Below are 25,937 nucleotides of genomic sequence, written 5' to 3'. Positions count from 1 at the left end.
TAGGGGGCATAGGGGGCTAAGCGCCTCATTTTACTGCGTGACTGCGGAACGGTCAGGAGAGAGAGATATGGCTCGCGCCGCTTTAGGTTTTACGGCATGATCCGGCTACGTCAGCTGGCACAGGCGGCTTCCGTGCTGACCACGCCATTGGCACCGGAAGATATTCTGGCGCTCTTCAACCCTGTCTTCTCAGCGCGCCAGCTGCGTGGCGTGGTGACCCGTGTGGTCCAGGAAACGGCGCAGTCGGCCACCATTTTCTTTCGTCCCGGCCGCGGCTGGCATTCGCACCTGGCCGGCCAGTGGGCGCGAATCGGCGTTGAGCTCGACGGTGTCCGCCACTGGCGCTCCTATTCGCTGAGCGCCCCCGCAGGCAAGGACCCCGCTATCACCGTCACCGACGTCGGAGCAGTTTCCGGAACCCTGGTCCGGACCACCAAACCTGGTGACGTCCTTTTCCTGGCACCCCCGCAGGGCGACTTCGTCCTGCCCGAGCACCCCAGGCCGCTCCTGATGGTCACCGCCGGCAGCGGTATCACCCCGGTGATGTCCATGATCCGCACCCTTGTTCCGCGCCGCCCGGATGCCGACGTCGTGCTGGTGCACTCGGCCCGCACGCCCGGCGACAGCCTCTTCCGCGAGGAACTCGCCGAACTGGCTGACCAGTTCCCCAACTTCCGGCTGGCCCACTGGTACACCGGCGAACAGGGCCGGATGGACCTGACCAACACGGCCGAGCTCGATGAGATCTGCCCGGACTGGAAGGAACGGGCCGCGTACGCGTGCGGTCCGGACAGTTTCCTGGACGACGCCGAGGCCCTGTGGAAGCAGGCATCCCTCACCGCCGGCGCCCCCGGTTCCGATGTTGCCATCGCCGGCGATCCCGGCAACCTGATGATTGAACGGTTCAACACCACCTTCGCCGGGGGTGTGGGGCACGACGGCGGCCTGGTCACCTTTGAGGCGTCGGACCGGGAAGTTGACGCCGACGGCGATACTCCGCTGCTCGACGTCGGCGAGGACGCCGGGGTGCTCATGCCCAGCGGCTGCCGAATGGGAATCTGCCACAGTTGCCTGACCCCGCTCCTGGCCGGACAGGTCCGTGACCTTCGCACCAACGAGGTCCACGGCGAACCCGGCCAACTGATCCAAACGTGTGTCTCGGCAGCCGCCGGACCCGTCAACCTCGAACTCTGAGGAGCAATACCGCATGTCAGTAGTTTCAGAAAGTAAGAAAGTTTCCGAAGGCAAGACCGCCCCCACCGGAGCGGCAAAGACGCGCCCCGGCGCGCTGGCCGAGTCCGGCAGCCCGCTGGTCCGTCCTCCTGCCGCAGCGCACCTGTCGGATGAACAGGTAGCTGAGCTGGGCCGCGAACTCGACGCGATCCGCGACGAAATCCTGGCCAAGCGCGGCGCCTCCGACGCCGCCTACATCCGGCGCATGATCAAGATCCAGCGCGGGCTGGAGATCTCCGGCCGCGCGGCTTTGCTGGTCAGCAAGAACAAGGCAGCCTGGGTCACCGGCACCACGCTGCTGAGTTTCGCCAAGATCCTGGAAAACATGGAACTCGGCCACAATATCCTGCACGGGCAGTGGGACTGGATGCGGGACCCGGACATCCACTCCACCACATGGGAGTGGGACTTCGTCACACCCTCACGGGCCTGGCAGCACACGCACAATGACCTCCACCACCGCTGGACCAACGTGGTTGGCAAGGACAACGACGTCGGGTACAACCTTCTGCGCATGGACGAGGACCAGCCGTGGCAGCCCCACAACCTGGGCAACCCGCTGTACAACGCCATCCTTTCCCCGCTGTTCGAATGGGGCATCGCCATCTACGACCTCGAGCTTGCTGAGTACCAGGCAGGAAAGAAGTCCAAGGAAGCGCTCGTCAAGGACCTCAAGGCCCTGGGCCGCAAGGTGGTCACCCAGTTCACCAAGGACTACGCCGCCACTCCTGCCGTTGCCATGCTCACCGGTTCCGGCAAGCAGGCGCTCTACGGCACCCTGACCGCCAACGCCGTCCGCAACGTCTGGGCGCACGCCGTGATCTTCTGCGGTCACTTCCCGGAAGGCACTGACACCTTTACAGAGGAAATGGTGGAAGGCGAAACCCGCGGTGACTGGTACGTCCGGCAGATGATCGGCTCCGCCAACATCTCCGGTTCCAAGTTCATGCACCTGATGACAGGCAACCTGTCGCACCAGATCGAGCACCACCTTTTCCCGGACCTGCCGTCCAACCGGTACGCCGAGGTCGCTCCGCGGGTACGCGAGATCTGCCAGCGCTACGGCCTGAAATACACCACGGGTCCGCTGCTGAAGCAGGTGGGATCGTCCTGGGCGAAGGTCTTCAAGCTGGCGCTGCCGGGCAAGGCTGCCAAGGCTTGAGCTGACTAAGCCTTTAAAAGAGTGGAGGGGCCAGGCGAATCGCCTGGCCCCTCCACTCTTTTGTTATTCGGCCTGCTTTTTCAGGAAGGCGAGCAGGGCTTCGTTGACTTCCGCGGCGTGCGTCCACAGCAGGCCGTGCGGGGCGCCGTCGATCTCCACATACTGGGCGCTGGGAAGGGCCTTGGCAAACCGGCGGCCGGTGGCATCGATGGGCAGGATGTTGTCCGCCGTGCCGTGGACAATCAGCGCGGGGACATCAATCCGGGGGATGTCCCCGCGGAAGTCGGTCAGCCACGGGGGCTGCGCGGCCACTGATGCGGTGGCGCCTGCATCGGCGGCGATTCTCCAGCTGGCGTCCAGGACTTCCTGGCTGAGCCGCGGGGTGCCCAGGAACGTATCGGTGTTGTAGAAGTTTTTGAAGAATTCCGTGAAGAACGCATACCGGTCCGATGTCACCGCTTCGGTGAGTCCGTCGAAGACTTCCTGGGGAACGCCGTCCGGGTTGTCGTCTGTTTTGAGGAGGAACGGCTCCAGCGATCCAAGGAATGCTGCGCGGGCCACCCGGGCCGAACCGTACGTGCTCAGGTAGCGGGCAACTTCACCTGTGCCCATGGAGAATCCCACCAGCACGGCGTTGTTGAGTTCCAGCCGGTTCAGGAGCGTATTGAGGTCGGCGGCGAACGTGTCATAGTCGTAGCCGCTGGTGGCTTTGGTGGACTTGCCGAAGCCGCGGCGGTCGTACGTGATCACGCGGTATCCCGCCGCCAAAAGGGCGGTGGTCTGCTTTTCCCAGGAGGATCCGTCCAGCGGGTAGCCATGGATCAGGACAACGGGCTGGCCGCTTCCGTGGTCTTCGTAGTAGAGCTCGGTATCGGTGCTGTTCTCGGTTCCAACGGTGACGAATGCCATCTCGGCGGTCCTTTCGAAGCTTCGGGATCAATTTCGGGCGCAAGCAAAAGCAGACGCCCGGCATTCCCTACTCTAGGGACCGCCGGCCGCGGCACCAAGAATGTGGCTACTGGGATGGTTGGGGCAGTTCGCACGCGATTTGCGGGTTGACGCCCATATAGTTCAACGGCCCGGCGACGATGGTCACGGCCACCGATCCCGCTTGGGCGCAGGACCCCGGAACCCCGCCGAAGTAGCCGCGCTGCCAGGCGGCGATTCCTCCGATGATCAGCCAGATGACAATCAGTGCTCCGAGAAACTTCATGGTGTCCTCCCATGGCCGTGGCCGCTTGTGCGTTCAAGTATGCGCCGATATCCGGAATGCTCACAGGACCCAAGACGACTGTTACCTTTTTGTTGGTAAAGGGCCTTTTGGCAGGGGCCCGGGGGCGGGCGCCGAAGCCGCCTCCGCCGCCTGGGCCCTGGGCTGCGGTGGACTCGCCGGCCGTCACGGTGCCCATCTGTGCCGAGGCCCGCGATCACGCCCAGCACGCCCACGTTCATGCCCAGGTACGAGACCACCAGGTCGCGGCGGCGGTGGCGGCGGAGGTAGAGGACGACGGTGAGGATGCTGATGGCCGCGAGGTCTGCGGCAATGAAAATGAGGGAAGTCATCGGGATTCTCCGGAATCTGTTGGTGGGCTGTTCTCTACAATCCGCGGCCAAACTGCGCAGGTGCTGTGACGGAACCTGACCGGAACATGAGTGCCGGCTGGGCGCCCGGCTGCTGTTTGCCGGGCGCTGTTTCCCGGGTGTCATGCAGCCGCCGTTCCTGCTGGCGGGTTTCGATCGATAGGATCAAACCCGTGCTCCGACTTAAACGCCTTGCGGTTTTCTGCGTGTTCGCGATCTGCGTCATCACCGCGGTGGCATTCTGGGCGCTCGGGCAGTCCGGTGCGGACTCCCGCGGGGCTCTTGCTCCTCCGCCACGGTCGGAGGCGAAATTCGAAACGTCCTCCACCGGCCTTACCACTGCCGTCAATGTCACCCGGAACGCGGACGCCGAGTGGATCATCCAGGCTGCAGCGCAAACCGGCATACCTGCCCGTGCGCTTCGGGCTTACGTGGGTGCGGCCAGCGCGGCCAATCTTTCCGCTCCGGGGTGCGGGATCGGATGGAATACGGTGGCGGCAGTCGGATTCGTCGAATCCCACCACGGAGCGTACGGCGGCGGAAACCTGGATGCCGCAGGGCAGGCAAGCGGGCCAATTGTCGGCCCGAGCCTGGACGGCAACGGATTTGCCGTCATTGCTGATACCGACGCCGGCGTCCTGGATGGCGACGCTCGCTGGGACCGCGCCGTCGGACCCATGCAGTTCATCCCCTCCACCTGGGAGCTAGCGGGACGGGACGGGAACGGTGACGGCGAAGCGGATCCTTTCAACATCGACGATGCCGCCCTCAGCGCGGCCGGTTACTTATGCGCCCACGGCCGCGACCTCACCGCCACGAACGGATGGAGTGAGGCCATCTACTCCTACAACCAGTCCGACTCCTACGTGGACCAGGTGCGCGACCAAGCCACCTTCTACGCCGATAAGACGGGCACCACAGGATAAGACCTCGACTGCCCGCGTAACGTCCCGGGGTGGTGGCCGCGCCCCAGATCCAGAGACTTATTCTCAGCCTCCCGTGCTGCGCCCCAGGCCGATGGAGTGGTTGCCGAAGTTGGTGTCCACTTCGACGTCCTCAATGCCCTCGGCAACCCCGCCGTCGTCCAGCAGGGACGGGCCGAAGGAAAGGGTGTTCCAGACGCCGTCGGCGAGGAGCTGTTCGGCGGTTGTGGCGGTTTCGTCGTAGACCTTGACCGTGCTGTCGCGTTAGAAGGCAAGGCCTTGGCGGGCGCCGTCATCGCGGAACACCACTCCGTTGCGGATCACAATGCCGGTGTCACGTAAGCCGTAGTAAGTCGCCGTTGTTGGCGAAGGCCGACTGGAGCGTGGTGGCATCGTTAAGCACGACGTCGGCAACGTAGTAGGTGATAGTGCTGTCGCCGCTGCCGGTGCTCACCGTGGAGATGTGGATGTTCGAGCTCTCCGAAACGTAGGACGTGTCTGTGGTGACGGCGGTGGAATCAGTGGTGGTGTCCGCCGTCGTGCTTTCGTTGGTGCCTGTTTGACTGGCCTGGTATGCGGAGACGTCCGAGATTTTCACGTGACCCGGTTGCCGTTGCGTGGTTTGTTCTTGAGAGGAGTCATGCCTCATTTGTAGGCAACGAAGCTATCGCTTCGATTTGCCGGATATGTGCTGCGCCTGTGAACGGGTGGGCTGGCGAGAAAGTGCCGCCTAAAGCTGCCGTTGTGGCGTGGTTTCCGGGCGGGCGGGGGCTTTTGCCGGGCAGAGCCGCAGCGCGAGCTCCTTCAGTTCTGTGGGGTGGAACGGCTTGGTTAGGTAGGCGGCAGCGCCGGAGGCCATTCCGGCCAGTATGTCGTCTTCCTCGGACCGCGCGGTGAGGAACAGCATGGGAGCGGTGCTTAAGGCCCGGATTGCCCGGGCTACGACGTGCCCGTCCATGTCCGGCAGGCCAAGGTCAAGGGTGATCAGAGCGACCGATGGTTCAGCGGCTGCGGCAATTCCTTCGGCGCCGTTGGCGACCGAACGTACGGAAAAGCCTGCGCGGGTCATGACCACCGTGATCAGACCGCGGATGTCATCGTTGTCCTCGATGACAAGACAGATGCGTTTTGTTTCCATGAAAGCCCCTCAGCCGCATTTCCACCAGTGTACGTGCTGGTGACCTGGTAAACCGTCAAAGTGACGTATTCCGCAACCGTCCTCAGGTCGTCTCAGCGGTAACGCCTCGGGCCGCCGGTTGCGGGGCGGAACTCAGCCGTCGTAGTGCGTCTGGGCCGGCCCTTGGCCAAGTGCATTCACCACGGCCGCCGCGACGATATGCAGCTTGGAATTGCGCGTGCTGGACGCCGCTTTGAGCAGGTCAAATGCCTCCTGCTGGCTGCACCGGTTCTGGGCCATGATGATGCCCACCGCCATGTCGATCACGGTGCGCGATTCGAGGGTGGCACGCAGATGCGCCGCCGTCTCGCTGTAATGCGCGAAGCGCACCGCAAGCCGCAGGGCCAGAGACGTCTGGCGGACGAAGTCCTCCGCAGCCTTCAGGACGCGGCCTTCAAAGCGGGAGGTCCGGTGGGAGTAGAGGAGGAGCGTGGCTTTGGTTTCCCCCTCCAGCCGGAACGGGATTGCCAGGACCGAACGGATGCCTTGATCCAGGACGGCTTCGCAGTATTCGGGCCAGCGCGCCTCGTTCTTCACGTCAGGAACATGGACTGTCACCTGCTCCAGCGAGGAGGCCATGCCCGGACTTTGCTCGGACTGGTATTCGATCTGGCTGACAGCGCGGGCAGCGGCGCCGCTGCTGGCAATGGTGGCCGCCTTGCGCTGGCGCAGAAGGGTGATGCCGCACAGCACTTCATCGCCGGGTTCGGAAAGGTTTCGGGCCGATACCCGGGCGAGCTCATCCAGGAACTCCTCTACGTCGGAGCTGTTGAGGAGTTCTTCGTGCAGGTGCTCGGTAATTGATGTAGCTGTGTTTGCTGTTGACTCGCTGGCCACGGTTCTTAGTGCCATTCGCTCAGGTCAAGACGATCCGGCAACTCCCCGCACAACCCCTGCCGTGGAAGCAAAAAGGGTGGCGACGGTCGCTGGATCGACGAACTGTCCAACGGCCTGCTGCTAAACCGATAACCAGAAGTATATACAGGTCAGAGCCTTGGGGAGCGCCACATGGCGGGCCAGGCCGCGGAGGACTTAGGTACTACCGGTTGCCGTGCGGGCGGTACCGCACGCGGATCCGGCTGCGGGGCGTCCGGGCTTGAGACGTCCCGCCTCGTCGGCGAAAACTGAGTACCCGGCCCTGGATCCAAGAGGTCGTTTCGGGGGAGGTCCGCAAAAGTCCAGTACTCCTACGTGTTGTTGGGACCACCGAGGCCGGGAAGTATGGGCGTCATCGATCAGCCGGAACCAAGGTGCCTTAGTGGCTCCCAATGGCTGCGCGTCTCAGCATCTGTTTTTACCCCCAGCCAACAAGGAGTCTCACTCATGCGCAAAATGACGAAGAAGAATCGGGTCCTCGCAGCAGCCGGTGCATTGGCACTGGTGGCAGGCAGCGGCGGCGCTGCCTACGCCTACTGGACCACCACGGGCTCAGGTGCGGGTACCGCGACCAACTCGACAGGCGGCGGCACCGTGACCCTGCACGCGACATTCGCAGGCGGACTTGCGCCGGGAAATAGCGTCCCGGTGGCATACACGGCTGACAATGGAACAACCAGCAGCACCAAGGTGGGTGCCTTGACGGCCACGGTGTCCACGAGCGATCCGGCAAACTGCCTGGCATCGTGGTTCGGAGTCACTGCCGTGACCAGCAGCACCACGGTCGCCGCCGGCGCAAGCGGAATCTCTGTGGGCGCCGGAACCCTGACGTTCAATGACAGTGCAACGGTCGACCAGGAGGCCTGCAAGGGCGCCGTTGTCACCATCACCGTCGGCAGCGTCTAACAGTCTTCGCCGGCGGGGAGGAGCAGGACCTCCCCGCTGGCGAATTCCACCTCCTCCCACTCAATGCAGAACAGGCCAGAAGGGCTGAACGTGCAGAATGATTCTGGGTACTTCCGCACAGTCATGCGAAGAACCACCACCGCAGCGAAGGTGCTGCTGGTGGGTCTTGTGGTGATGCTCGTTTCGGCGGGCACCATCTTCGCGGCCAGCCAGGGCGGGAGCCAAAGCAACAAAACCAAAAGCGTCACCATTCAGGTGAATCCCGCCAGCCGGACGGTTGACCGGGGCGACGCGGTCACCTATTCGGTGTCCCTGACCTCCACCAACGGGTTCAGCGGCAGCGTCACCCCCACCGTTGCGGGCCTGCCGGCCAGTACGACGGCGGCCTTCGCGCCGGCGTCGGTGACGCTCGCTTCGGGCAAAACGGCCACCGTCATGCTGACGGTGGCGACGTCGGCCACCACTCCGGATGGCAAAGCGGACCTGACCATCGGCACGGCCGCCGGCGCAAGCCAGGCTGACGCCGTCGTGGTCCAACTCATTGTTCAATCATCCAACAAGACGTTCAGTATTTCGGGGAATCTCGGCACCCAACTCACGCCCGGACTAACGCTTCCGCTGAACCTTTCGATTGCCAATCCCAACAACAAGACGCTGGCACTGAGCAGCCTTTCGGTCGCTATTACAGCCATCAACCGGACGCCCGCTGCAGTGGCTGCGGGGCTTCCCTGCACCGCCGCGGACTACGTGGTAATCAACTACTCGGGCCCGTATCCGCTTAGCGTTCCGCCCGGCGCACGGACCCTTGAGTTGCTCGGCGTTGATTGGCAGAAGTGGCCCCGAATCTCCATGCTGGATACCACGCTGAACCAGGACGGCTGTAAGGGCGCCACGCTCCAGTTCGCCTACTCCGGCTCAGGGCAGGGAAGCTGACATGACACCGAAGCACAAGAAGACTTCCCGACGGCTGGCTGCCAAGACTGCGGCAGCAACCGTCACACTCTGCCTAGTCACCGGTGTGGGCGGAGCCTATGCCTACTGGGTCACAGTGGGTGCCGGATCGGGAGCCGCCACCAACGGCACCATGGCAACCGTGACCGTAGAAGCCCTTGTTGCGGGAGACACCCCGCAGACCACCCTCGTCCCGGGCGGCACCGCCGATGTTGCAGTCCGGGCGCTCAACCCCAACGGCCACGCGGTGCGTGTCTATGCCATCCGCGGCAATGGGGCCGCGACGGCGGACACCAGCCACCCCGGCTGCACCACACCCGGCACCGGAGTGACGTTCGTTGAACCTGCCGCTCCGTTGGCCCCAATAATCACTATTCCCGCGAACTCGTCGGTGCTGATCACACTGCCGGGCGCCGCCACCATGTCCACTGCATCGCTGTCAGGCTGCCAGGGCGCCACGTTCAGTTTGCCCGTCACTTTGGAGGCACGGAAATGAGCCGCCCCATTCAGACCCCGCCGCCGCGCCGGCAGGTCCGCGTGGCCGGGATCGTCGCGGCTGCCCTCGTCATCTCGTGGGGCGGCCCGGCTGCCAGCGCCTACTGGCAGACCCTCAGCAGCAATGACGGCAGGGCCAAAGCTGATTCCATCCTCGCCGTGGTGGCTCCGACGGCGTCCGCTTCGGCAGGTGCCGCCACCGTCAGTTGGGCGCAAGGCGCGACGGCGGCGGGCAAACAGGTCTCCAGCTACATCGTTGCCCGGTATTCGTCAGCGACAGGGGGCACCAAAGTTGCAGCCGGGGGAGGCTGCTCGGGAACCATCACAACGCGGACCTGCAGTGAAGCGGCATTGCCGAGCGGTACCTGGTATTACACCGTCACCCCGGTCCTCGGATCCTGGGCGGGCCAGGAAAGTGCACGCAGCACAGGAGTAACCATCGCGGCCGCCACTCCGCCAGCGGCACCAACGCTAAGTGTTGCCCCCATTGTCAACATCGCGAAGGCTGCAGGTGTCACAGTCAGCGTTACCGCCGAGTCTGGATCTTCGGTAACAATTACAGTTACCGACGCCCCGCCTGCCGGGACGCAGCAACAGACGGCCACCCAAACGCTGACTGCAAACGGCTCCGTCCAAAGCACGGACTTTAATCTCTCAGCGTTCAAGGACGGCACTATCACCTATACGGCGGTGGCCACCAATGCAGCCGGCGGCGCCAGCGCGCCCGGTACGGCGACATCGACGAAGGACACGGTTGCGCCTACGGCCAGCATCAAGCTTCAAACAGGCCCGCTGGCTCAGAAGAACGTTACCGGTCGGGCAGATCAGGACGACCAGATCATCATCACTTTCTCCAAACCCATGAATCCGTCCTCGATCTGCAGCGAGTGGACCAGTACAAGCCAGGCGCTTCTGAAAAACTCCGGAATTCAGGTCAGGATCGACTCGAACAAGAACCTCAAGGTCATCGTCCCTTCGACGGTTTGCCCGACTTTTACACTGGGGACCGCGGTATTAGGCGGGGTGTTCTCCACCGGAAGCACTGATCTCGTATTTGCCGGAGGAGGAAGCAACGCAACCGCGATAGCGTGGAGCAGCACCGCCACATCGAGTACCTTGACGATCACGCTCGGGCCGGATAACGGTGCTTCCAGGGCGGTGGTGTCTGGGAATGTGCAGTCTATGTTCACAGCCGTAGACGGGCCCAAAGACACCAACGGAAATCCGATCTCGCTCTCGCCACTACTGGGCGCGGCATCCAACTTCTGACATGAAAATTGCGGTGACGTTGTCCCGTTGACTGAATGATCTGGCGGTCGGCGTTTTGAGGCAGGATTATCCGGTGGGTTGCAGGGGCGCGAGGGTCACTTGGTAGCCCAGGGATTCGAGCTGTCCGATCGCGCGGGCCTTGGTCTTGGCAGGTGCTTGCAGCCTGAAGTAGTCGGCTCCGGGGTCTTTGTAGAGTTCCCCGGTGGTGAGCATGTGCCAGGCGGCGGTGAGCATGGCGTGTTCGACCGCGACGAGTGCTTTGGATGGCCCGCGCCGGGCGGCGAGGCGGGAGTATTTCGCGGAGAAGTAGGTGTTCTTCGAGCGTGCTGCCGAGAGCGCGGCGATACCGAGGGCTCCTTTGAGGTAGCGGTTGCCGGGGCGTGTCTTGGTGGACTTGACCCGTCCGGCGGATTCGTTGGATCCCGGAGAGGTGCCGGCCCAGGAGGCCAGGTGTCCCGCGGTGGGGAACACGGTCATGTCGGCGCCGGTTTCGGCGATGAAGATCTCCGCGACGGTGGTGCTGAATCCCGGGATGCTGATCAGGAGTTCCCGGGCGAAACGAAAGGGCGCGATCGCCTCCTCGATCCTTGCGCCCAGGTCCTCGATATCGGCGGTGTGGGCGTCGATCCGGTGCAGATAAAGTTTCGCCATGTAGCGGTGGTGGCTGCCAAACCTGCCGGTGAGCGCGTCGGTGAGCTCCGGGATCTTTGACCGCATCCTGCGCTGGGCAAGGTCTGCCAGGACCGCCGGGTCCTCTTGCCCCTCGATCAGTGCCTGCAGCATCAGCCGTCCCGAGACCCCGGTGATGTCCGAAGCTACCGAGGAGAGCTTGATGCAGGCGTCCTCGAGGAGCTTCTCCAGCCGCTGGATCTCCCGGGTCCGTTCCCGGGTGATGACGGTCCTGGCCCGGGTCAGGTCGCGCAGTTCACGGATCGGCGGCGGGGGCACGAACGAGGCACGGACCAGCCCGTGGGCGCCCAGATCCGCGAGCCAGGCAGCGTCGGAGACATCGGTTTTGCGGCCCGGGACGTTTCTGGCATCACGGGCGTTGACCAGGATGACGTTCAGGCCCTCGTCCTCAAGCAGGTAGTAGAAGGGACGCCAGTAATCACTGGTCGCTTCCATCACCACCAGGCTCACCCGCTCCTTCAGCAGGTGTTCCTTCAGGTCCAGGATCTGTCCGGTCATCGCACCCCACGTGGTGACCGTCGACGCGGTTGCCCTGGCCCCCCGCCCCTGGACACGGATACAGACCTTCGCATCCTTCTTCGAAATATCAATACCCGCACACCGCGGGTGCATCACTTCCATCTCGGATCACCCTTCCCAATCATTCCGGCAGGAATCAAAGTGCATGCGTTCCGGGGAAGGCGGATAAAACAACAAATCTGACATTCGGTTGGGTCGGACCGCAGCGCCCTGCCGGGATTGCTCCCGGTGGGTTTCTGCGGCCCGCCCGCCGAACCCGGCGTGCGCCTCTCAACGCACCGGGCTCTCCACGTGTCGTGACCGTTGGTCAGCCGCTGCTGGCGGCTGCCGGTTTGGTTGTCCAGGGGGTCGCGATGGTGCTGCCGCGGTAGCGGTAGCGGGTCACTGCGACGCTGGATGCGCCGGTGAACACGACCCCCTCATGGGCGATCCGCCATCCCTGGTCACAGAAACGGCGGCGCACCTCCTTCATGCTGACCCGGCTCTTGCCCTTATATTTCGTGCGTATCCAGCTAACGATCCGCCACCAAGCGTGGCTATCGAGTTGCTGGAATACCCGCGAGGACACACCGTGCCGGAAGTAGTTCGCCCATCCCCGCAACATCCGGTTGAGACTGATAATCAACTCTCCCAGACTCATGTGCAGGGTTGACCTACGCGTCTTGTAACGCACCTTGTCCTTGGCCGACTGGACGGCCTTCTTCGAAGGTGTGGTGTAGACGCAGCGTCTCTGTGTTCCTCGTTTCCGTCGGCGATGGATATGGAAACCGAGGAAGTCGAAACCCTCGTCAATGTGGACCACACGGGTCTTCTCCGGAGACAGCCGCAACCCCATCGGGGCTAGCACCTCGGCCACATCCTCCCGCAACTCCTCAGCGTGCCTGCGTTCTCCAGACACCATCACCACGAAGTCGTCCGCATAGCGGACGATCTTCCAGTTGCCGAGGCCATTCCGCTTGCGTTTGGCCCGCTGCTGGTCGGTTCCCATCTGTTCTCGCCGTTGCTCATCAAAGTGCTCGTCCAACGTCGATAACGCGATGTTAGCCAGCAGCGGGGAGAGTATCCCGCCTTGTGGGGTGCCGCTCAGCGTTTCCTCCCGCTGCCCGGAGGTCGTCATGACCCCGGCCTTCAAGAACGCTTTGACCAGCGCCAGGACCCGCTTGTCCTTGATCCGATGCCGTATCCGTTCCATCAACGGCGTGTGCCCGATTTCATCGAAACACGCCTGGATATCGGCTTCCAGCACCCACTCATGCGAGTGACTGGCCAGAAAATGGATCTCGGCAATTGCGTCCTGGGCCCTGCGGTTAGGTCGAAACCCATACGAGCACGGTTTGAAATCCGCCTCGAAAATGGGTTCCAACACCGCCTTCAGGCTCCCTGGACCACCCGATCCACGACGGTGGGGATACCCAGCTTGCGCAGTTTCCCGCTCGCCTTCGGTATCAGCACCTGCCGCACTTCGACCGGCTCGAACTCGCCTGACTTCAGCAAGGCACGAACGTGGCCCAGGAAGGCCTCCACCCCAATCCGGGACTCGACCCAAGCCACCGTGGCCTGGTCCACCCCCGGAGTCCGTGCCCCGGCGTTGGAGGACACCCGTTCCCACGCGTGCACCAGAAACGCCGGATCATAGACAAGGTTAAACAGGTCACCAAACTGGCGATAGAAATCCTCTTTCGCCCAACGATGCAACTTAATCTGCATGCTTCGTACCGCCCAGAAAGCCGAATCAGCATCCGGCCACTGCACGGCGCCGGTATTCACCGGCGCTTCTTCGAACATTGCAACCTCTCGTTAACTGACACGCTGCCGCCCTTCCCCATGTGCGCGGGCTTTCCCCGGCTCGGAGTACTACGGCGGCTCCGCCCCACCCCTAACCTTCGGCCGGCATCAGGCCTATCCATCCCTCCATCTCCCTGGCCGGGAGTGGGTAATGGAACGGTTACAGATGGTTCCCACGTTCACTGTCGTCCGATTAACGGGTTAGGCACCCGGCTCTACCCCTGCGGCATCGCCACGGCTACGCCGTAGACATTCACCGTGGCCTCCCAGCCGCGAAGAGCAAGCCGGACCAGGAGTCCCCCGCCCGAAATGAGGGGCGGGCGTGCACCGCATACCAGCCCACATCCACCGGATTGGAGCTGGCGTTGCCTGAAGAGGCGTAACGACACCGGTTCCTCTCGTATACCTTCCCGTCTCGCTCACCGGGCCCGGCCCATCCGGCAGTACTGAACCGGCCCGACTTTGTCGAGGCTGCTCCCACCGGTTCTCGGTGATCCCCGAGAACGGCTGCCTCCAGCTTCACTCCACCGCTACGACGGCGAAGCGACGAAGGTCTCCCACCTCCATACGTAACAAACAGCGCCTCGTGGCGCACTGCTCCAAGGCAACAGTCCACGGTCCCGCGGACAACAAAGCTGTGCCCTCCACCACCAAACTAACCCACAGGCTCACCGGCACCATAGACGAATCGGGGTCGACCGAAACACACACATCAAGTCTGTCCCCTGAGCGTCTGCCAGCACCAGATATCCCTGGGAACAGACCTGACACGGCCAAATTTTCCGTCCCCACGGCGGAGCGAAGCGCACCTCAGAAACTAACCCCCGCAAACCAACGCCAGCCTCCGGATCCCTTCCCGGAGGCTGGCGTTGTGCTGCGACTTGTGGGCAGAATGAAGCTCACGTTGGCGCTGCCGACGATGGACCCAGGACCAGCCGGCAAGGACGCCGCGGAGGGACAAGAACATGACCAGAATGCTCATCATCGGGCCGCCCGGCTCGGGCAAAGGCACGCAGGCGGAGCACATCGCCAGGCACTTCAGCATCCCGACGGTATCCACGGGCGAGATTTTCCGAACCAATGTCAGCCAGGAGACGCAGCTGGGTGTGGAGGCCGCCAAATATCTCGACGACGGTGCTTTTGTCCCGGACCAGCTCACCAACGCCCTGGTCAAGGACCGGCTTCTCGACGCCGATCTGCAACCCGGTTTCCTGCTGGACGGATACCCCCGGACAGCTCCCCAGGTCATGGAGCTGGACAACATACTGGCTTCCCAGGGCCACCGCCTCGACGCCGTGGTGGAACTCCGCGCACCGGATTCCGAACTCGAGCAACGGATGCTGCAGCGGGCCAAGGAGCAGGGCCGGAAGGACGACACCATCGAGGTGTTCCGGCACCGGCTGGACCTCTACAATCGCGAAACCCACGAGGTCGTGGCGGTCTACGCCGGCCGGGGAATGGTGGTTTCGGTGGACGGCAGTGGTGACCCCGGCGACATCACCACTCGTGCCATTGCCGCCGTCGAAAAATTCCTGGCCGCCCGGGTGTCCCCATGAGAATTGCAGTGACCGGCGGAAGCGGAAAATTGGGGCGGCATGTGGTCCGCAGGCTGACCGACGACGGCCACCATGTGCTGAACCTGGACCGTGCCGGGGAGCGGCACCACGGGTTGGCACTCGTGGACCTGCGCAACTACGGCCAGGTCCTTGACGTGGTCCTGGGTCTCGACGACCGGCACTCCGGGTTTGACGCGGTCGTCCATCTCGGTGCCGTTCCGGCGCCCGGCATTATTCCGGATGCAGCCACATTCGAGAACAACATGCTCTCCACCTACAACGTCTTCCAGGCAGCCCGGCGGGCCGGGATCAAGAAGGTGGTTTACGCCTCCAGCGAAACGGTGCTGGGACTGCCGTTCGACGTCGATCCGCCCTACATCCCGGTGGATGAGGAGTACCCGGCCCGGCCCGAAAGCACGTACTCACTCGTGAAGCACCTCGAGGAGCAGATGGCGATCCAGTTGACGCGCTGGGATCCGGAGCTGAGTATCACGGGCCTGCGGTTCTCGAATGTGATGGATCCTGAGGACTATGAACGGTTTCCGTCATTCGATGCCGACGCCGCGCTGCGCAAGTGGAACCTCTGGGGCTACATTGACGGGCGCGACGGCGCGCAAGCTGTGGCGCGTGCGCTGGAAAACGGCCAGCCCGGATTCGAGGCTTTCATCGTCGCGAACGCGGACACCGTGATGACGCGTTCCAGCGCCAGCCTTGCCGCGGAGGTGTTTCCCAACGTGACGGTGACCAAGGAGTTGGGCGAACACGAGACCATGCTGTCGATCGACAAGGCCCGGCGGCTGCTGGGCTTCGAGCCTGAACATACGTGGCGGACCTACCATTCCAACAGGACCACGCCCACGGAGGACTGAAGCGGCGAAGACTATGAATTACGCCGCTGAGGAAGACGGTTCCTCAAGAAATCCGCAGGCGCCGAAGGGTTGGCGCAGGATCGGCCCAGTTCGCCGCATCGGTGTGTGCCGGGCTCCTAATCTGGTGATAAGCGGCGATTTGTTGCCGCCAGCATCAATCCAGACCGCCACGCTAGGACCCCACCATGCTCACCCGCCGTTTTGTGCTGCCCGCTGCCGCCCTGCTGATTTCTGCCGTAGCACTGTCTGCCTCGGGCCTTCCCGCAGGGGCCGTTGAGCCGGCCCCTGCCCCCGCCGGCACCGCCGCAAGCGTCCGCTACCTGGTCCGCTACGCCGCGGAAACGGACGTCCCCGCGGAGGTGGCACGCCTGAAAACGGAGGGCATCGGCGTCGGGCGCTCCTTTTCGCACGCCCTGCGAGGCGCCGTGGTTACCGCGACGCCGGCGCAAGCCGCGGCGTTAGCCCGCTCGGCGCGCGTCGCTTCAGTGGAAGTTGATGCGCCCATCACCGTTTCTGCGACGCAGCAGCCCGCGCCATGGGGGTTGGACCGGGTGGACCAGCGGGCATTGCCGCTCTCGGGTTCCTACTCCTGGACCTCAGCCGGCGCCGGAGTCAGCGCATATGTGGTGGACACGGGCGTGCTCGCCGCCCACACGGAGTTTGCCGGCCGGGTGGCAACAGGCTGGACGGCCGTGGCCGATGGCCGCGGCACCGGCGACTGCAACGGCCACGGCACCCATGTGGCCGGGACGGTGGCCGGAACCACCTACGGCGTGGCCAAGGCGGCGACGATCGTCCCCGTCAGGGTCCTTGACTGCACAGGATCCGGCTTCAACTCCGACGTCGTGGCTGGCCTGGACTGGATCGCGGCCAACCACTCGGCAGGAACGCCCGCCGTGGTGAACATGAGCCTGGGCGGGGCGGCCAGTGCGGCCGTGGATTCCGCACTCCAGGGGGTCATTACCGACGGCGTCACTGCAGTTGTTGCCGCCGGAAACTCCGCCGTGGACGCCTGCGCGGGCTCGCCGGCGCGGCTCCCGGCTGCGGTCACGGTGGCAGCCAGCGATTCCGCTGACCGCCAGGCTTCCTTCTCCAACTTCGGTTCCTGCGTGGACCTGTATGCACCCGGTGTCGGCATTGTCTCAGCGTCGTACACTTCCACTACGGCAACCGCCTCAATGTCCGGCACGTCCATGGCGGCACCCCATGCGGCCGGCGCGGCGGCCGTGTTGCTGTCCCAGGACCCGGCGCTCACGCCCGCCCAGGTCGCTTCGGCATTGACCTCGAACGCCACTGCCGGCACTATCACGGGCGCCGGAGCCGGCACGCCTAACCGCCTGCTGTATGTTGGGGCCGCTGTGGCACCCGCACCTGCGCCCGCCCCGGTGCTTCCCGCCCCTACTGTCACGGCAAAATCACCCGCAGCACAGTCGACGGCGGTGCCCGTGGCCAGCAACGTGACGGCCACCTTCAACAAGACGGTCCAAGGGGTCGGTGCAGGAACCTTTGTGCTCCGGAACGCCGCCGGCACGGCCATCCCCGCAACGGTGAGCTATAACGCCACAACCACAACGGCCACCCTTGATCCGTCCTCGAACCTGGCCGCGGATGTCACCTACACGGCCACGCTGGTGGGCGGCACCACCGCCATCCGGGACACCGCTGGCACGCCGTTGGCCACCACGAGCTGGACGTTCACCACCGGCCCGGCGCCCACGGTCACGGGTTTCACGCCGGGCAGCAACTCCATCCTGGTCAGGCGGAACAACTACCTTTCGGTGACCTTCAGCGAGCCGGTCCAAGGTGTCAGCACAGCCACATTCACGGTGAAGAATGCCGCCACAGGGGCCATGGTCCCGGCCGCCGTCTACCGCAACGGAACCAGCAACCAATGGATTCTGGACCCGCAGAACGCCCTGACGGCCAAAACGAAATACACGGTGACAGTCACCGGTGGCGGGGCGTCCATCCGCGACCTCGCAGGCAATCAGCTGGCCACCCGGACATGGCAGTTCACCACGGGTTCGATCTAGCTGTCCGCGAGGGAAGGGGAGGCCGACGGCGGCAATTGGGGGGCGCCGTCGGCCTCTGTTGTGTGGTTGAGGGTTGTGCGCTTCGGGGTTGCGTGCTGCGGGGGCGGGCCCTGCGCCTCGCCCTGGTGGTGCTCGGACCAGATATGGCCCACTTCTTCGGCGAACTGTTCCACGATCCTGCTCATGGCTGCATGCGCGGCGGCGGCCTCACCCCGCTGGATGGCGCTGGCCACGTCAACGTGCAGCTGCAGCGCTTCGTGATGCGGCAGGTGCGGCATCAGCCCGTGCTCCGTCCGGCCGGTGAGGATCTCTGCCACAAGCGTCTGGAACTGGGCAAACATGGTGTTGCCTGATGCCTTGAGGATGGCTGCATGGAATTCCACGTCCAGCCGGAGGAAATCGTTGCTGTCGCCGCGCTGGCCGGCCGCCCACAGCCGCGCTGCCAAGGAGACCAGATCGCTGCCGGCATCCCAGGACGCCCGTTCGGCTGCGAGCCGGGCGGCCTGCGGTTCGATCGCGCCGCGGAGTTCGTTGAGGGCCTGCAGCTGCTCCAGCCGCCGGGACGAGGCAAGGCGCCAGCGGATCACTTGGGGATCGTAAAGGTTCCAGGCTTCCTCGGGCTGCACCACGGTGCCGAACCGCCTGCGGGATGCCAGCATGCCCTTGGATGACAGAACCCGGGCGGCCTCCCGGACCACGGAGCGGGACGCCTTGTGCTGCGCCTCCAGCTCGTCCAGCCGCACTACTGAATTCGGCGCGAGGGACCCCTCGGCAATGGCGAGTCCCAGACTCTGGACCAACGCAGTATGCCGGTCAGTAGGGGACTCCGCCTTTGGGGTTTTCATAGATAAATCATACTGGTCTCCGAAAAGGGTTGTTTAAGTCTGCCTTATTTACCTATGCTCTCTTCCAGAGCAGATGTAAAGATGCATTTGTAGATGGCTGGACAGTGACGTCAGCCTCGAAGCAAGGGAGTCGTCATGAAGCGACGTTCAGTAATGAAGTACGCGGCAGTTGCCGCGGCACTTTCAATGGGGCTCACTGCCTGCGGCGGCAGCGGCAGCAGCGACGCCAAGGAATCGGGCGTAGTCCGGGTAACTCTCGCAAACCACGTGTGGACCGAAGGCATCAAGGCCGCCATCCCGGAATTTGAGAAGTCCTCCGGGCTCAAGGTGGAACTGACCCAGCTCGGCGAAGACCAGCTCTCGGACCAGTACAACGTCAAGCTCAACGCAGGCAGCGATGAGATCGACGTGATGATGTACCGCCCGCTCCAGGAGGGCAAGGCATTCGCGAAGAACGGCTACCTCGCGGACCTGACCAGCAAGGTCTCCTCGGATTCCAGCTCGGACTGGAAGGACTACCAGGAGGGCCCGGTCAAGGCCACCACGGCTGACGGCAAAGTCGTTGGCGTCCCCATCATCACCGAGCGCGAAGTCCTTTACTACCGCAAGGACCTGCTCAAGGCTGCCGGCCTTGAGGTTCCCAAGACCATGGAGGAGCTTGAAGCGGCCGCCAAGGCCATCAAGGAAGCCAACCCGGACACCGCCGGCTTTGTGGCCCGCACCGGAAAGTCCGCCGCCGTAACTCAGTTCTCCAGCTTCCTCTACAGCTTCGGTGGCGACTTCACCGATTCCAGCGGTAAGTCCACCGTCAACTCGGCTGCTGCCAAAAAGGCCTACGCCTACTATGGCGGCCTGATCAAGAACTACGGCCCCGCCAACGTCAGCACGGACATGAGCTGGCCCGAGGCGATGGCCATCTTCACACAGGGCAAGGCCGCGTTCTACACCGAGGCCGACTCCCTCTACAAGAACGCCACCGATCCTGCCAAGTCCAAGGTGGCCGATACGGTCGGGTTCGCCGCACTGCCCGCCGGTCCCGCCGGCTCCAGGCCGTACAACATCCCGTCATGGGGCCTGGCCGTGAACCAGGCTTCTGGCAACCAGAACAACGCCTGGAAGTTCATCCAGTGGGCCACGAGCAAGGAACGCACCCTGGCCGCACAGAAGGCCGGCGTCCCCGGACCCCGCGCCTCCGTCTGGGCTGACTCCGCGGGAACCTCCACGTACCCGAAGGACCTGGCCGAAGCCATTGCCACCAGCGCTAAAAACGGTGTGGGCCACGACCGGCCCGAGGTAGTCACCGTAGGCAAGGCCCGCGAAATCGTGGGCCAGCCGATCGTTGCCAGCATCACCGGCGCCGACGCCTCTGCCGCAGCGGACTCGGCCCATGAGGCCTTCCAGAAATTCCTGGACGGCGAAAAGAAGTAACGCACGCGGTGCACCGGGGCTCAGCCAATGAAGCCCGGCGCACCCAACAGCCCTGGCGGGACGGCAGCGACGCTGCCGTCCTGCCCGGGCCACTCTTCACCCTCCAACTCCTTAGGTGAACCATGTCTGTAATGACTTCTCCCCGCAGCCCAGCCCGGAACGCAGGGCGTGCCCCCAGTGGCCGCGACAAATTCTCTGACTGGGCCAACCGGCACCGCAAATGGCTCTTTGCAGCCCCGGCGATGGCCTTCGTCGGCGTCCTGATCATCTTCCCGCTGGCTTGGACCTTGTACCTGAGCCTCACCGACTCGCAGGGCTCCGTCCGGGCAGCCACCGAGTTCATCGGCCTGGAAAACTACATGACGGTCCTGTCCGACGTCGAACGTTTCTGGCCTGCGGTAGGCCGCACACTCACCTTCACCGGCGTTGCCCTGGTCTGTGAAGTTGCGCTCGGCATGGGCATCGCCCTGCTGCTCTGGCGTCCCTTCCGCGGCGAAAAGTGGGTCCGGGTGGCGATCCTGCTGCCGCTCGTGGCCACCCCGGTAGCCGTCGGCATGATGTGGAGGCTGATCTTCGACCCCAACATCGGGTTTGCGAACCAACTGCTGGCCGCTGTGGGCATCCCAGCCCAGCCCTGGCTCTCCGGCCAGGACACCGCGCTCGGCACCACCATCTTCATGGACGTGTGGCAGTGGACCCCCATGGTGGTGCTGATCCTGCTCGCCGGCCTGACCTCCCTCTCCGAGGAGCCCGACGAAGCAGCCCGCATGGACGGCGCCAACGCGTTCCAGCGATTCTTGTTCATCACCCTGCCGCTCATGATACCCACCGTGATCGTGGCCATCCTGCTCCGGGGCATCGACGCACTGAAGACCTTCGACATCCTGTACGCCACCAAGGGCAAGGGTGGCGGGTCCTTCCACGAGGTGGAGACCCTCAACGTCTACGCCTACGGGCTGAGCTTCGACTACAACCAGTACGGGCTGTCCTCCGCGGTGCTGATCCTCTTCTTCATGATCATCATCGGCTCCATGTGGCTGCTGACCATGCGCAAGAAAGCGGCAAGCAAATGACCGTAGTGAACAAGAACAACAAAAACACATCAAACACCGAAAACACCGAAACCAGGACCCGCTCCGCGTCCGGGCAGCCCCTGCCGGTCCGGCGCACAAAGAAGCCCCTCGGAACCCGTGCCTACAAGGTTTTCCGTGTTGCCGCCCTCATCGCCGTGGTGCTGTTCCTGGTCGCGCCGCTGTTCTGGATGCTGCTGGCCTCGCTGAAGACCAACGTGGACATCTACGACACCGCCAAATCGTTCATCTTCAGCCCCACGTTCGAGAATTACGCAAACGTGCTGCAGCGCAACAACTACTTCGTCTTCATCTTCAACAGCTTCTGGGTGGCCTTTGTTTCCACGGTCCTGTCCCTGGTGCTGGGCGTCCCGGCCGCGTACACCATGAGCCGGTTCACCATGCATCGCTCGGCGCTGGTGGTGCTCATGGCCCGCGTCATCCCGGGTGTTTCGCTGTTGGTGCCCTGGTACTACGTGTTCTCCAACCTGAAAATGGTTGGCGGGTTCGAGGTGCTGATCCTCAGCCACATGTTCGTTGCCCTGCCGCTGATCGTCTACATCATGATGAGCTACTTCGATTCGCTTCCACTGGAACTGGAGGAATCAGCCCAGGTGGACGGGCTGACCCCCATCGGCGCGTTCCAGCGCATCACGCTGCCGCTGTCCGTGGCAGGCATGGCCACTGCCGGCATCCTGTCCTTCATCTTCTCGTGGAACAACTTCATGTTCGCCCTGGTGCTCTCCGGGTCCAAGACCAAGACGCTGCCTGTGGCCATCTTCGACTTCGTCTCCTACGCCAGCATCGACTGGGGCGGGCTGATGGCGGCCGCCACAGTGGTGACCATCCCCATCATGATCATTGCGCTCTTCACGCAGAAGTACATCGTCTCCGGCATGACCGCCGGAGCGACCAAGGGCTAGGTCCGGCATGACACTCATCAGCAGAATTGAAACTTTCCTCGTCGCGCCGCGTTGGCTCTTTGTCCGCATCGAGACCGGGAGCGGGATTGTCGGCTGGGGCGAGGCAACCTGCGAGGGTCGCAGCGAAACGGTCCGCACCGCCGTCGAGCAGCTCTCGGAGCTGCTGATCGGCAACGACGCCCTCCGGATCGAGGACCACTGGCAGGTTATGACCAGGGGCTCCTTCTACCGAGGCGGACCCATCCTGGCCAGTGCCGTCTCCGGGCTGGATCAGGCACTGTGGGATATCGCGGGCAAGCACTTCAACACCCCCGTGCACCAGCTCCTGGGCGGCCACGTCCGCGACAGGATCCGGATGTACGGCTGGGTGGGCGGGGACGAGCCCAACGAGGTGGCGGACCAGATCAGCGCCCAGCTGGAAGTGGGCCTGACCGCCGTCAAGATGAATGCCAGCGGCCGGATGAGCCCCGTCGCCTCGGTGGCCGAGATCGACGGCGTCGTCCGCCGTGTTGCCGCGGCCCGCGAGGTGCTGGGGGACCACCGCGATGTTGCGGTGGACTTCCATGGCCGCTTCAGCCTGGCCAACGCCCGCCGGGTGGCGCCGCTGCTGGAACCGTACCGGCCGTTCTTCCTCGAGGAACCCGTGGTCCCGGAAAACACGCACCTGCTACGCGAATTCACCTCGTCGACCACGACGCCGGTTTCCACCGGTGAGCGGCTCTACAGCCGGCAGGAGTTCCTGCCGGCCCTGCAGGCCGGGATCGCCGTGGCCCAGCCGGACCTGTCGCACGCCGGCGGCATCACCGAGGTCCGCAAGATTGCCTCGCTCGCCGAAATCTACGACGTGCAGCTGGCCCCGCACTGCCCGCTGGGGCCGCTGGCCCTGGCAGCGTGCCTGCAGGTGGGCTTCGCGACGCCCAACTTCCTGATCCAGGAACAAAGCATCGGAATCCACTACAACAAGGGGGCCGAAGTCCTGGACTACGTGGTGGACAAGTCCCCGCTGAAGTTCGTGGACGGCCATATCGAACGCCTGACCGGTCCCGGCCTCGGCATTGAAATCGACGAGGCCGTGGTCCGCGCCGCGGACAAGCGCGGCCACGCCTGGCGCGGGCCGGTCTGGCGCCACTCGGACGGAGCATTCGCAGAATGGTAAACAACATGACAGACAGCACTGACGTTTCTGACAGCCTTGGCATCACTGCAACAGGCCTGCTGGCCGGAATCCGGGAGTCAAGGCTCGTGGGAATCGTGCGCGGCACGGACGGGCCGGCCGCGGCCCAGGCCGCCCTCGCCGCCATGGCGGAAGGGTTCCGCTTCGTCGAAATCGCACTGACCACACCGGGCGCGCTGGAGGCCATCCGCGAAGTCCGCGCTGCCGCACCGGCCGGCTGCTACGTCGGCGGCGGAACCGTCCTGACCGTGCAGGACGTGGACAACGTCTCCGCGGCGGGCGGCCAGTTTATGGTCACACCGTCGCTGGCCGACTCGATCGCAGAATCGGCGCGGCAGGGGATCCCTGTCCTGGCCGGGGCCTTGACGCCCAGTGAGGCCTACGAAGCGATGAACCGTGGGGCCACGGCCATCAAGCTGTTTCCCGCCTCCATCGGTGGCCCGGGTTACCTCAAGGCGCTGCGCGATCCCTTCCCCGGTATCCCGTTCATCGCGGTGGGCGGAGTAGGCCTGGAGGAGGCCGCGGGGTACTGGAAAGCCGGCGCGATCGCCGTCGGGCTCGGCGGGCCGCTGTTTGGCGACGCCGGCTCCGGCGGCGACCTCGCCCTGATGCGCGGGCGTGCCCGGGCGTTTGTGGACCTGGCGGACTCCTTTGCCCGCCGGGCTGCCGCAGCGACCGCCGCACCGAACGCCGCAGCGGGCGTGCGGTGAGTGCCGCCGTCGACCTTCTGACGTTCGGCGAATCCATGGTGTCGCTGCGGTCCGCGGGGCCGTTGTCCGCCGGCGGCAGCCTGGCCATGCACGTGGCCGGCGCCGAATCGAACGTTGCTGTAGGGGTAGCCCGGCTGGGCCACAGTGTCACCTGGGCCGGCGCAGTTGGCGCCGATCCGCACGGCGAATACATCCTGCGGCAACTGCGCTCCGAGGGCATCGGGACCAAGTGCCGGGTGGATCCGTCCCGCAGCACGGGCGTGATGTTCCTCGAACAGCGGACCGCGGACGTCACCCGGGCCTTCTACTACCGCGCCGGTTCGGCCGGTTCCACCATCAGCCGGAACGACGTGGACAGTGCCCTCGCGGCAGGCCCGCGCGTCCTGCACCTGACAGGCATCACCGCCGCACTCAGTCCGGAAGCCCGCAAGGCGTTTGAATACGCCGCCGAGCGCGCCGTAGCCGACGGCGTGGTGGTCTCTCTCGACGTCAACTACCGCGGCCGGCTCTGGACCCGGAACGAAGCCCGCGCCGTGCTGGGACCCATCGCACGGCACGCCAGCATCCTGATAGCGTCCGACGACGAACTGGACCTGGTTGCCTCCGCCGCCTTGAGCGGCTCCGATTCTTCGGCGAACGACGATGCCGAAACAGTCCGCGCTGCCTCGTTGCTGGAGCAGGGGGTCGGGGAAGTGGTGGTCAAGCGGGGTGCCGCCGGCGCCGGCGTCCACACCGCCTCCGGACGGTTCGAGGCTCCCGCCATACCAGTGACCAGCATCGATACCGTGGGCGCGGGGGATGCGTTCACCGCCGGCTACCTCTCTGCCCTGCTCGACGGCGAGGACGTTGCCGGCCGCCTGCAACGCGGCTCCGTTCTGGGAGCCTTCGCCGTCAGCACTGCCGGCGACTGGGAGGGCCTCCCCAGCCGGGCCGAGCTCGCCATGCTGGGCGCCACTGCCAGCGGAACCACCCAGCGGTAGCAGCCGGGTCTTGGCCGGGGCGCGGAGCAGGCAGGGACTGGCAGTGCCTGCCGCCCGCGACCGCAGGCGCTTACCGTAGGGGTATGGGAGATGTGCGCGCGGACATAAAGGAGTTTCTAAGTTCCCGGCGGGCGCGGATTTCGCCGGAGCAGGCTGGGTTGCCTGCGTACGGCGGGAATCGGCGGGTCGCTGGCCTGCCGCGTGAGGAAGTGGCGATGCTGGCCGGTGTTTCCGTGGACTACTACGTGCGGCTGGAGCGCGGCAACCTCGCCGGGGCATCGGAAAGCGTTCTGGATGCTCTCGCGCGCATGCTGAAGCTGGACGAAGCCGAGCGGGAGCATCTTTTTGACCTCGCCCGCGCCGCCGGTCCAGTCCGCAGGAGCCGCAGTAAACCTTCCAGTACGGTCCGGCCCGAGGTCCAGCAGGTGCTCGACGCGATGGCTGACGCGCCTGCGTGGGTTCGCAGCGGCCGCCACGGCATCCTGGCTGCCAACCGGATGGGGCGTGCCCTTTACTCGCCCGTTTTCCAAAGCGCGCACCGGCCTGTGAACACCACACGCTTTACTTACCTTGACTCACCCGGTAGTGGGTGACCTCGACCTGAACTACCAGTCCATGGAGCTGCCCAGTGAGCCGGGTCTGGTGCTGAATGTTTACACGGCACCTACGGGTTCGCCGACAGCTGATGCGTTGCAGCTTTTGTCCTCTTGGGCTGCCACGCACGATGATGTGGTCGCCGAACCAGGACCAACAGCCAAGCATCCGCAGTAACGCCGCGCTGC

The 25,937-nt window shown here is 64.5% G+C and carries 25 protein-coding genes and 2 pseudogenes; 17 read left to right on the top strand and 10 right to left on the bottom strand.

Going from position 1 to position 25,937, the window contains the following annotated elements; translation table 11 throughout:
* Positions 1-96 precede the first annotated feature (96 nt).
* Both ACQCSV_RS17500 and ACQCSV_RS17495 read left to right on the top strand, forming a co-directional pair.
* Positions 97-1,194: a ferredoxin reductase gene (locus ACQCSV_RS17500; protein WP_282330210.1), complete on the top strand. Its 1,098-nt coding sequence runs from the start codon at positions 97-99 to the stop codon at positions 1,192-1,194.
* Positions 1,195-1,207: 13 nt separating this feature from the next.
* Positions 1,208-2,395, top strand: coding sequence for an acyl-CoA desaturase (locus ACQCSV_RS17495; protein WP_354222474.1), 1,188 nt, complete (start codon positions 1,208-1,210; stop codon positions 2,393-2,395).
* A 63-nt stretch (positions 2,396-2,458) separates the two neighbouring features.
* Here ACQCSV_RS17495 and ACQCSV_RS17490 read toward each other — a convergent pair whose 3' ends face one another.
* From ACQCSV_RS17490 to ACQCSV_RS17480, 3 genes are all read right to left on the bottom strand, one after another.
* Complete coding sequence (locus ACQCSV_RS17490; RefSeq protein WP_354222472.1) at positions 2,459-3,304, bottom strand: alpha/beta hydrolase; 846 nt, start codon at positions 3,302-3,304, stop codon at positions 2,459-2,461.
* Positions 3,305-3,410: 106 nt separating this feature from the next.
* Positions 3,411-3,608, bottom strand: a complete 198-nt coding sequence (locus ACQCSV_RS17485) for a hypothetical protein (protein WP_354222470.1) — start codon at positions 3,606-3,608, stop codon at positions 3,411-3,413.
* A complete protein-coding gene (locus ACQCSV_RS17480) occupies positions 3,605-3,958 on the bottom strand; it encodes a DUF4956 domain-containing protein (RefSeq protein WP_426938880.1) in 354 nt (117 codons plus the stop codon). Before ACQCSV_RS17480 ends, ACQCSV_RS17485 begins: the two co-directional genes overlap by 4 nt.
* A gap of 191 nt (positions 3,959-4,149) precedes the next feature.
* Between ACQCSV_RS17480 and ACQCSV_RS17475 the strand changes: the two genes are divergently transcribed.
* Entirely contained in the window at positions 4,150-4,902 is a 753-nt protein-coding gene (locus ACQCSV_RS17475; RefSeq protein WP_354222468.1) for a lytic transglycosylase domain-containing protein, read from the top strand.
* Positions 4,903-4,992: 90 nt separating this feature from the next.
* Here the strand turns inward: ACQCSV_RS17475 and ACQCSV_RS17470 are convergent.
* The 3 genes and pseudogenes from ACQCSV_RS17470 to ACQCSV_RS17460 all read right to left on the bottom strand — a co-directional run.
* A pseudogene (locus tag ACQCSV_RS17470) lies at positions 4,993-5,500 on the bottom strand (phosphodiester glycosidase family protein); the annotation flags it as partial.
* A gap of 129 nt (positions 5,501-5,629) precedes the next feature.
* On the bottom strand, positions 5,630-6,037 hold the full coding sequence (locus tag ACQCSV_RS17465; protein ID WP_354154533.1) for a response regulator: 408 nt from the start codon (positions 6,035-6,037) through the stop codon (positions 5,630-5,632).
* 132 nt (positions 6,038-6,169) lie between these two features.
* Positions 6,170-6,913 carry an ANTAR domain-containing protein gene (locus ACQCSV_RS17460; protein ID WP_426939580.1) on the bottom strand — a complete coding sequence of 248 codons (744 nt, stop codon included), beginning with the start codon at positions 6,911-6,913 and terminating at the stop codon, positions 6,170-6,172.
* 486 nt (positions 6,914-7,399) lie between these two features.
* Here ACQCSV_RS17460 and ACQCSV_RS17455 point away from each other — a divergent pair, with 486 nt between their 5' ends.
* The 4 genes from ACQCSV_RS17455 (at position 7,400) to ACQCSV_RS17440 (ending at position 10,573) form a co-directional block, all read left to right on the top strand.
* Positions 7,400-7,858, top strand: a complete 459-nt coding sequence (locus ACQCSV_RS17455; protein WP_354222467.1) for a hypothetical protein — start codon at positions 7,400-7,402, stop codon at positions 7,856-7,858.
* A 90-nt stretch (positions 7,859-7,948) separates the two neighbouring features.
* Entirely contained in the window at positions 7,949-8,791 is an 843-nt protein-coding gene (locus ACQCSV_RS17450; protein WP_354222465.1) for a hypothetical protein, read from the top strand.
* Between the two features lies 1 nt (position 8,792).
* Entirely contained in the window at positions 8,793-9,305 is a 513-nt protein-coding gene (locus tag ACQCSV_RS17445; RefSeq protein WP_354222463.1) for a hypothetical protein, read from the top strand.
* The gene (locus ACQCSV_RS17440; protein WP_426938879.1) at positions 9,302-10,573 is read left to right on the top strand and encodes a hypothetical protein; all 1,272 of its coding nucleotides are present in this window, start codon (positions 9,302-9,304) and stop codon (positions 10,571-10,573) included. Before ACQCSV_RS17445 ends, ACQCSV_RS17440 begins: the two co-directional genes overlap by 4 nt.
* Positions 10,574-10,639: 66 nt before the next feature.
* Here ACQCSV_RS17440 and ACQCSV_RS17435 read toward each other — a convergent pair whose 3' ends face one another.
* The 3 genes from ACQCSV_RS17435 to ACQCSV_RS17425 all read right to left on the bottom strand — a co-directional run bounded on the left by ACQCSV_RS17435 (position 10,640) and on the right by ACQCSV_RS17425 (position 13,567).
* Complete coding sequence (locus tag ACQCSV_RS17435; protein ID WP_426938668.1) at positions 10,640-11,884, bottom strand: IS110 family transposase; 1,245 nt, start codon at positions 11,882-11,884, stop codon at positions 10,640-10,642.
* Between the two features lie 205 nt (positions 11,885-12,089).
* A complete protein-coding gene (locus tag ACQCSV_RS17430) occupies positions 12,090-13,148 on the bottom strand; it encodes a reverse transcriptase domain-containing protein (RefSeq protein WP_426938878.1) in 1,059 nt (352 codons plus the stop codon).
* A gap of 5 nt (positions 13,149-13,153) precedes the next feature.
* On the bottom strand, positions 13,154-13,567 hold the full coding sequence (locus ACQCSV_RS17425; RefSeq protein ID WP_426938877.1) for a hypothetical protein: 414 nt from the start codon (positions 13,565-13,567) through the stop codon (positions 13,154-13,156).
* Positions 13,568-14,532: 965 nt separating this feature from the next.
* Here ACQCSV_RS17425 and ACQCSV_RS17420 point away from each other — a divergent pair.
* From ACQCSV_RS17420 to ACQCSV_RS17410, 3 genes are all read left to right on the top strand, one after another.
* Positions 14,533-15,123 (top strand): adenylate kinase, encoded by a 591-nt coding sequence (locus ACQCSV_RS17420; RefSeq protein WP_354222459.1) that lies wholly within the window; start codon positions 14,533-14,535, stop codon positions 15,121-15,123.
* Positions 15,120-15,992 (top strand): NAD(P)-dependent oxidoreductase, encoded by an 873-nt coding sequence (locus ACQCSV_RS17415; protein WP_354222457.1) that lies wholly within the window; start codon positions 15,120-15,122, stop codon positions 15,990-15,992. The genes ACQCSV_RS17420 and ACQCSV_RS17415 overlap by 4 nt, the downstream gene beginning before the upstream one ends.
* 185 nt (positions 15,993-16,177) lie before the next feature.
* Positions 16,178-18,025: a S8 family serine peptidase gene (locus tag ACQCSV_RS17410; RefSeq protein WP_354222455.1), complete on the top strand. Its 1,848-nt coding sequence runs from the start codon at positions 16,178-16,180 to the stop codon at positions 18,023-18,025.
* Here ACQCSV_RS17410 and ACQCSV_RS17405 read toward each other — a convergent pair.
* The gene (locus ACQCSV_RS17405; protein ID WP_354154541.1) at positions 18,022-18,870 is read right to left on the bottom strand and encodes an FCD domain-containing protein; all 849 of its coding nucleotides are present in this window, start codon (positions 18,868-18,870) and stop codon (positions 18,022-18,024) included. The genes ACQCSV_RS17410 and ACQCSV_RS17405 overlap by 4 nt on opposite strands.
* Before the next feature lie 135 nt (positions 18,871-19,005).
* Between ACQCSV_RS17405 and ACQCSV_RS17400 the strand changes: the two genes are divergently transcribed.
* The 7 genes and pseudogenes from ACQCSV_RS17400 to ACQCSV_RS17370 all read left to right on the top strand — a co-directional run bounded on the left by ACQCSV_RS17400 (position 19,006) and on the right by ACQCSV_RS17370 (position 25,926).
* Positions 19,006-20,298, top strand: coding sequence for a sugar ABC transporter substrate-binding protein (locus tag ACQCSV_RS17400; protein ID WP_354154542.1), 1,293 nt, complete (start codon positions 19,006-19,008; stop codon positions 20,296-20,298).
* Positions 20,299-20,429: 131 nt separating this feature from the next.
* Positions 20,430-21,371: a carbohydrate ABC transporter permease gene (locus ACQCSV_RS17395; RefSeq protein ID WP_426938876.1), complete on the top strand. Its 942-nt coding sequence runs from the start codon at positions 20,430-20,432 to the stop codon at positions 21,369-21,371.
* Positions 21,368-22,291 carry a carbohydrate ABC transporter permease gene (locus tag ACQCSV_RS17390; protein ID WP_354154544.1) on the top strand — a complete coding sequence of 308 codons (924 nt, stop codon included), beginning with the start codon at positions 21,368-21,370 and terminating at the stop codon, positions 22,289-22,291. Before ACQCSV_RS17395 ends, ACQCSV_RS17390 begins: the two co-directional genes overlap by 4 nt.
* 7 nt (positions 22,292-22,298) lie before the next feature.
* A complete protein-coding gene (dgoD, locus tag ACQCSV_RS17385; RefSeq protein WP_354154545.1) occupies positions 22,299-23,447 on the top strand; it encodes a galactonate dehydratase in 1,149 nt (382 codons plus the stop codon).
* A gap of 5 nt (positions 23,448-23,452) precedes the next feature.
* Entirely contained in the window at positions 23,453-24,175 is a 723-nt protein-coding gene (locus ACQCSV_RS17380) for a bifunctional 4-hydroxy-2-oxoglutarate aldolase/2-dehydro-3-deoxy-phosphogluconate aldolase (protein ID WP_354154546.1), read from the top strand.
* A complete protein-coding gene (locus ACQCSV_RS17375) occupies positions 24,172-25,155 on the top strand; it encodes a sugar kinase (protein ID WP_354154547.1) in 984 nt (327 codons plus the stop codon). Before ACQCSV_RS17380 ends, ACQCSV_RS17375 begins: the two co-directional genes overlap by 4 nt.
* Before the next feature lie 83 nt (positions 25,156-25,238).
* A pseudogene (locus ACQCSV_RS17370) lies at positions 25,239-25,926 on the top strand (helix-turn-helix transcriptional regulator).
* Positions 25,927-25,937: the final 11 nt, after the last annotated feature.

This window comes from Pseudarthrobacter sp. S3, assembly GCF_050156905.1.
In the GTDB taxonomy this organism is placed as follows: Bacteria; Actinomycetota; Actinomycetes; order Actinomycetales; family Micrococcaceae; genus Arthrobacter.
This window is presented reverse-complemented; position numbering and strand designations above follow the sequence as displayed.

Coding starts and splice junctions, on each gene's coding strand:
- ACQCSV_RS17500 (WP_282330210.1), top strand. CDS start 97: ATGATCCGGCTACGTCAGCTGGCACAGGCGGCTTCCGTGCTGACCACG.
- ACQCSV_RS17495 (WP_354222474.1), top strand. CDS start 1,208: ATGTCAGTAGTTTCAGAAAGTAAGAAAGTTTCCGAAGGCAAGACCGCC.
- ACQCSV_RS17490 (WP_354222472.1), bottom strand. CDS start 3,304: ATGGCATTCGTCACCGTTGGAACCGAGAACAGCACCGATACCGAGCTC.
- ACQCSV_RS17485 (WP_354222470.1), bottom strand. CDS start 3,608: ATGAAGTTTCTCGGAGCACTGATTGTCATCTGGCTGATCATCGGAGGA.
- ACQCSV_RS17480 (WP_426938880.1), bottom strand. CDS start 3,958: ATGACTTCCCTCATTTTCATTGCCGCAGACCTCGCGGCCATCAGCATC.
- ACQCSV_RS17465 (WP_354154533.1), bottom strand. CDS start 6,037: ATGGAAACAAAACGCATCTGTCTTGTCATCGAGGACAACGATGACATC.
- ACQCSV_RS17455 (WP_354222467.1), top strand. CDS start 7,400: ATGCGCAAAATGACGAAGAAGAATCGGGTCCTCGCAGCAGCCGGTGCA.
- ACQCSV_RS17445 (WP_354222463.1), top strand. CDS start 8,793: ATGACACCGAAGCACAAGAAGACTTCCCGACGGCTGGCTGCCAAGACT.
- ACQCSV_RS17440 (WP_426938879.1), top strand. CDS start 9,302: ATGAGCCGCCCCATTCAGACCCCGCCGCCGCGCCGGCAGGTCCGCGTG.
- ACQCSV_RS17435 (WP_426938668.1), bottom strand. CDS start 11,884: ATGGAAGTGATGCACCCGCGGTGTGCGGGTATTGATATTTCGAAGAAG.
- ACQCSV_RS17425 (WP_426938877.1), bottom strand. CDS start 13,567: ATGTTCGAAGAAGCGCCGGTGAATACCGGCGCCGTGCAGTGGCCGGAT.
- ACQCSV_RS17420 (WP_354222459.1), top strand. CDS start 14,533: ATGACCAGAATGCTCATCATCGGGCCGCCCGGCTCGGGCAAAGGCACG.
- ACQCSV_RS17415 (WP_354222457.1), top strand. CDS start 15,120: ATGAGAATTGCAGTGACCGGCGGAAGCGGAAAATTGGGGCGGCATGTG.
- ACQCSV_RS17410 (WP_354222455.1), top strand. CDS start 16,178: ATGCTCACCCGCCGTTTTGTGCTGCCCGCTGCCGCCCTGCTGATTTCT.
- ACQCSV_RS17405 (WP_354154541.1), bottom strand. CDS start 18,870: ATGAAAACCCCAAAGGCGGAGTCCCCTACTGACCGGCATACTGCGTTG.
- ACQCSV_RS17400 (WP_354154542.1), top strand. CDS start 19,006: ATGAAGCGACGTTCAGTAATGAAGTACGCGGCAGTTGCCGCGGCACTT.
- ACQCSV_RS17395 (WP_426938876.1), top strand. CDS start 20,430: ATGACTTCTCCCCGCAGCCCAGCCCGGAACGCAGGGCGTGCCCCCAGT.
- ACQCSV_RS17390 (WP_354154544.1), top strand. CDS start 21,368: ATGACCGTAGTGAACAAGAACAACAAAAACACATCAAACACCGAAAAC.
- dgoD (WP_354154545.1), top strand. CDS start 22,299: ATGACACTCATCAGCAGAATTGAAACTTTCCTCGTCGCGCCGCGTTGG.
- ACQCSV_RS17380 (WP_354154546.1), top strand. CDS start 23,453: ATGACAGACAGCACTGACGTTTCTGACAGCCTTGGCATCACTGCAACA.